Source organism: Allobosea sp. CER48, from assembly GCF_044752385.1.
In the GTDB taxonomy this organism is placed as follows: Bacteria; Pseudomonadota; Alphaproteobacteria; order Rhizobiales; family Beijerinckiaceae; genus Allobosea.
Window position 1 is genome coordinate 1 of the sequence record NZ_JBIWYK010000489.1, and the last position, 2,181, is coordinate 2,181.

At 69.2% G+C, this 2,181-nt stretch carries 4 protein-coding genes; 3 read left to right on the forward strand and 1 reads right to left on the reverse strand.

Going from position 1 to position 2,181, the window contains the following annotated elements; genetic code table 11:
• Window position 1 precedes the first annotated feature (1 nt).
• The 3 genes from ybgC to ACIPIA_RS14715 all read left to right on the forward strand — a co-directional run bounded on the left by ybgC (window position 2) and on the right by ACIPIA_RS14715 (window position 1,698).
• A complete protein-coding gene (ybgC, locus tag ACIPIA_RS14705; protein ID WP_400510618.1) occupies window positions 2-433 on the forward strand; it encodes a tol-pal system-associated acyl-CoA thioesterase in 432 nt (143 codons plus the stop codon).
• A gap of 55 nt (window positions 434-488) precedes the next feature.
• Entirely contained in the window at window positions 489-1,145 is a 657-nt protein-coding gene (locus tag ACIPIA_RS14710) for a TetR/AcrR family transcriptional regulator (RefSeq protein ID WP_400510620.1), read from the forward strand.
• A 94-nt stretch (window positions 1,146-1,239) separates the two neighbouring features.
• The gene (locus ACIPIA_RS14715) at window positions 1,240-1,698 is read left to right on the forward strand and encodes a DUF2852 domain-containing protein (RefSeq protein WP_400510622.1); all 459 of its coding nucleotides are present in this window, start codon (window positions 1,240-1,242) and stop codon (window positions 1,696-1,698) included.
• Window positions 1,699-1,807: 109 nt separating this feature from the next.
• On the opposite strand, the gene ACIPIA_RS14720 is transcribed toward ACIPIA_RS14715, so the two are convergent.
• The coding region (locus tag ACIPIA_RS14720; RefSeq protein ID WP_400510624.1) for an autotransporter outer membrane beta-barrel domain-containing protein at window positions 1,808-2,181 on the reverse strand (374 nt) is incomplete at its 5' end.

The window sequence follows — 2,181 nt, forward strand, 5'->3', positions numbered from 1 at the left end:
GATGCGTCTCGCCTATATGCCGGCCTCCATGACCAGCCCCCATCAGATCACCGTCCGCGTCTATTATGAAGACACCGATTTCTCGGGCGTGGTCTATCACGCCTCCTATCTGCGCTTCATGGAACGCGGGCGCACCGAGTTGATCCGCGCGCTCGGCGTCGAGCAGCGCGAACTCTTCGACGGCGAGACCGCGCTCGGCTTCGCCGTCCGCAAGATGGCGATCGACTTCGTGCGTCCTGCCGTGATGGACGACCTCCTCACCATCGAGACCCGCTGCGTCGAAGCGCGCGGAGCCACCATGGATCTGGAGCAGCGCGTCCTGCGCGGCGAGGATGTCCTGATCACCGCCCAGGTCATGGTCGCCTGCGTCGGTGGCGGCCGGGCCCGCCGCATCCCGGACGGTCTGCGCAAGCGGCTGATGCTCGACCTCTGACGATGTCGCGCGCGCCCATCGACGTCGGCCAGCCCGGCATGTTAGCGCTGTTAACATGAGCTGGAAGCGAGACCGCCCCGAGACGCCACGCGGCTACCACCACGGCAACCTCAAGGAGGAGCTGGTGCGGGCTGCGCTGGGGCTGATCGGCGAGAAGGGGCCGAACGGCTTCACCTTCGCCGAGGCCGCGCGGATGGCCGGTGTCAGCCCGGCCGCGCCCTATCGCCATTTCCGCGATCGCGACGAGTTGCTCGCCGATGTCGCAGCGCGTGGCTTCCAGGCGTTCGAGACCGCCCTGTCGCGCGCCTGGGACCAGGGGCGCCCCGATCCCGAGACCGCCTTCCATCGCCTGGGCCGCGCCTATCTCGCCTTCGCCCATGACGAGCCCGCCTATTATTCGGCGATGTTCGAGGCGGGCGTGCCGCTCGATGCCAGCCCCGAGCTGCGCGCCGCGGCGGACCGCGCCTTCGCCGGCCTGCGCCAGGCCTCCGAGGCGCTGATCGCCCAGTTGCCCCAGGGCAAGCGCCCTCCGGCCCTGATGATGGCGCTGCATGTCTGGGCGATGTCGCACGGCGTCGCCGCCCTGTTCGGCCGCGCCGATGGCGGCCGCCGCCCCCTGCCGATGTCCGCCGCGGAGCTGCTGGAAGCCGGCATGCTGATCTATCTTCAGGGCCTCGGCATCGGCGGCAACGGCGCGTCCAAGCCGGACTGATTCTTTTTCGCGGGCCCCGTTCTTGACATCCGGCAATGTCGGGCGCATCTATGTAAATGTGATTTACATTCACGTCCTGTCATGAGAGGGAGCAATGCCGATCGTCGAGAAGCTGGACGAATATGGGAAAGGAGCCTGGATCGCCTTCGCGGTTCTCGGTTTCATCGTGTTCTGGCCCCTGGGTCTGGCGACCCTGGCCTTTCTTTTCTGGAGTGGACGCATGGGTTGTGGTTACGCGGGAGACCGCTACGAGCACCGGATGAGCCGCCTGCAGGGCAAGATGGATCGTCTGCGTGAGCGCATGGCCGGCCGCGAAGGTGGCTTTGGCGGCGGCTTCGGTGGCTGGGGCCGTGGCGGCCCGTCCAGCGGCAATCGCGCCTTCGACGAATATCGCGCCGAGACGCTCCGCCGGCTCGAGGACGAGCAGCGCGAGTTCCACGACTTCCTGGGCCGTCTGCGCATGGCCCGCGACAAGGCCGAGTTCGATCAGTTCATGAACGAGCGCCGCAACAACCCGCCGGCCAATCCGCCGGCCCAGCCCGACGCGGCCTGACGGCGCCGCCGCCCGGCAGCTCAAAAAAGAAGCCCGCCCCGGAACTGCCCCGGGGCGGGCTTTTCTTTCGCGTGCTCCGCGGAAGGCGGACGCCAGGCCCGCCCTTCCCCTAGAAGCTGACCCTGATCTGGGCGGATCCGCCGATGCGGTTGCCGTTGCCGGAGAGTTCGCCGTCGAGGTTGAGGCCGAGAGTCACGCGCTCGCTGAGCCGGGCGCTGACGCCGGCGGCGATCAGCGCGCTGTTGCGGGCAGCCTCGGCGCCGGTCGCCGTGAAGGCCGCGCCCGGCAGGCCGGCGAGGCTCGCGGTCAGATCGGCATCGCGCTGGAAGTAATGCGCCCAGGCCGCCCGGACGTACCCGGTGACCGGCACCCCTCCGAAGGCGCTGTCGGCATCGAGCTGCAGGCCGAGCTCGCTACGCGAGGTCGCCTCGCTGCGCCGGGCGATGGCGAGCGCCCCGCCGCCGGCCCCCGCCCAGTTCGCCT

Bases quoted from the DNA above. Each gene is read 5' to 3' on its own strand.
- ybgC (WP_400510618.1), top strand. From the start codon at position 2: ATGCGTCTCGCCTATATGCCGGCCTCCATGACCAGCCCCCATCAGATC.
- ACIPIA_RS14710 (WP_400510620.1), top strand. From the start codon at position 489: ATGAGCTGGAAGCGAGACCGCCCCGAGACGCCACGCGGCTACCACCAC.
- ACIPIA_RS14715 (WP_400510622.1), top strand. From the start codon at position 1,240: ATGCCGATCGTCGAGAAGCTGGACGAATATGGGAAAGGAGCCTGGATC.